Source organism: Salinimicrobium profundisediminis (assembly GCF_026241755.1).
In the GTDB taxonomy this organism is placed as follows: Bacteria; Bacteroidota; Bacteroidia; order Flavobacteriales; family Flavobacteriaceae; genus Salinimicrobium; species Salinimicrobium profundisediminis.
On the sequence record NZ_JAPJDA010000063.1, the window covers coordinates 1 to 2,394 of the forward strand.

Genomic DNA, 2,394 nt, shown 5'->3' on the forward strand with positions numbered 1-2,394 from the left:
CCCTATTCCTGAAGAATACGGCGGTTCAGGAATGGATTTTGTTTCATACATTACTGCGATTCATGAAATTTCTAAGGTGAGCGCAACGGTAGGAGTGATTTTATCTGTGCACACTTCCGTAGGAACGAACCCGATCCTTTATTTTGGAACAGAAGAGCAAAAGCAGAAATATGTCACCAAGCTTGCATCCGGACAATATTTAGGTGCGTTCTGCCTAACAGAGCCAAACGCAGGCTCTGATGCTGCGGCATTGAAATCAAAAGCCATTAGAAACGGAGATTACTATATCGTAAATGGTTCGAAAGTTTTTATAACAAACGGCGGCGAAGCGGATGTTTATATTGTTTTTGCTTCTACTAACCCTGCACTCGGCAGTAAGGGCATTTCGGCTTTTATTGTTGAAAAAAATACTCCTGGCTTTGTGATTGGCAAAGATGAGAAAAAGATGGGGCTTCATGGTTCAAGGACTGTTCAAATAAGCTTTGAAGATATGAAAGTGCCAGTGGAAAACCTGCTCGGTCAAGAAGGAGAAGGATTTAAGATCGCTCTTGCCAACCTCGATGCTGGCCGTATTGGAATTGCTGCGCAATCGCTTGGTATTGCAGAGGCCGCTTTGGAAGCTGCCATAGCATATGCCGCTGAACGCCAGCAATTCGGCAAAACCATTGCTGCACAGCAGGGAATTGGTTTCAAGCTCGCCGATATGTCAACGAGTGTTGAAGCATCTAAACTATTAATCTATCGTGCTGCACAGATGCGCCAGCATGGAGAGAAATGCGGGAAAGAAGCGTCCATGGCAAAGCTGTTTTCATCAAAAACAGCGATGGAAGTGACGACAGAGGCCATCCAAGTTTTCGGAGGCTATGGCTATACAGAGGACTATCCTGTCGAGCGTTATTTCCGGGATGCCAAGATAACAGAAATATATGAAGGTACTAGTGAGATTCAGCGGATTGTGATCAGCAAAAACCTTTAGTGAATGGAGAAGGCAGGGGAGAAAATGAATTTCAAATTATCAGAAGAGCATGAGATGATTCGGAAAATGGTCCGTGATTTTGCCCGCAATGAAGTGGCTCCTACCGCTGCTGAGCGTGATGAAGAGGAGCGCTTTGATCGCGAGCTGTTCGATAAGATGGCTGAGCTTGGATTAACAGGAATTCCTTGGCCTGAAGAGTATGGCGGCATTGGCAGTGATTATTTAGCCTACTGTATTGCAGTCGAGGAATTATCTCGAGTATGTGCCTCTACCGGCGTGACACTGTCCGCGCACACGTCGCTTGCGGGCTGGCCAATTTATACATTTGGAAATGAAGAACAAAAGCAAAAGTACTTAAAGCCTATGGCGCTTGGGGAAAAAATCGGCGCCTACGGATTAACAGAGCCTGGCAGCGGATCAGATGCAGGCGGCATGAAAACGACGGCCCGTTTAGAAGGCGATCATTATGTTCTAAATGGTTCAAAGATCTTTATTACGAATGGCGGAATTGCTGATATTTATGTGGTGTTTGCACTAACCAGCCCTGAGGAAAAACAAAGAGGAACAACCGCATTCATTGTAGAAGCTGGCTTTGAAGGCTTTTCTGTGGGCAAAAAAGAGAAGAAATTAGGCATACGCTCATCACCGACAACTGAAATTATGTTTGAGGACTGCAAAGTGCCTATTGAAAATGTGTTAGGAAATGTGGGAGAAGGCTTTAAGATTGCGATGAAAACCCTCGACGGAGGAAGAAATGGCATAGCAGCACAAGCGGTTGGCATTGCTCAAGGTGCGCTCGATGCGGCTAGTGATTACGCCAAGGAACGCCAGCAATTCGGGAAGCCAATTGCGGCCCAGCAAGGCATCGGCTTTAAGCTGGCTGATATGGCAACAGGCATTGAGGCAGCTAGACTGCTGACCTACCAGGCGGCATGGCTAGAATCCGCTGGTCTCCCATATGGCAAAGAATCTGCGATGTCCAAACTGTTTGCAGGAGACACGGCCATGAAAGTGACAACAGATGCTGTCCAGATCTTCGGTGGCTACGGCTACACCAAAGACTATCCAGCAGAACGCTACATGCGCGACGCCAAAATCACCCAAATCTACGAAGGCACTCAAGAGATCCAGCGCCTCGTCATCTCAAGAATGCTCACCCAATCCTGATAAACTTATGAAACAGGCTTCATTAAGATTCAACAAAAGTAGTGGTACAGACAAGATTTTATCCTGCACAATTAATTAGCAATGGATGAAATAAAAGGTGTTGATAAAATGAAAAAAAGACAAGTGCAGGCTTCTGTTAAAGATGAGCGTCTCGTTAAAAAACGGCGTGATCAGATGATTAAAGGGGCGGTTACTCTTTTTATCCAGAAAGGATTTCATCGGACAACAACACGGGAAATTGCGAAAGCTGC

The 2,394-nt window shown here is 45.7% G+C and carries 3 protein-coding genes; all 3 read left to right on the forward strand.

All coding sequences use genetic code 11. From position 1 onward, the window contains the following. Nucleotides 1-976: acyl-CoA dehydrogenase family protein (locus OQ279_RS18365; RefSeq protein WP_266071322.1), on the forward strand; the 976-nt coding region annotated here is incomplete at its 5' end. A 24-nt stretch (nt 977-1,000) separates the two neighbouring features. After that, nucleotides 1,001-2,143 carry an acyl-CoA dehydrogenase gene (locus OQ279_RS18370; RefSeq protein ID WP_214476529.1) on the forward strand — a complete coding sequence of 381 codons (1,143 nt, stop codon included), beginning with the start codon at nt 1,001-1,003 and terminating at the stop codon, nt 2,141-2,143. A gap of 174 nt (nt 2,144-2,317) precedes the next feature. Continuing rightward, a partial coding sequence (locus OQ279_RS18375) for a TetR family transcriptional regulator (RefSeq protein ID WP_503167767.1) occupies nt 2,318-2,394 on the forward strand: 77 nt, incomplete at its 3' end.

Coding starts and splice junctions, on each gene's coding strand:
- OQ279_RS18370 (WP_214476529.1), top strand. CDS start 1,001: ATGAATTTCAAATTATCAGAAGAGCATGAGATGATTCGGAAAATGGTC.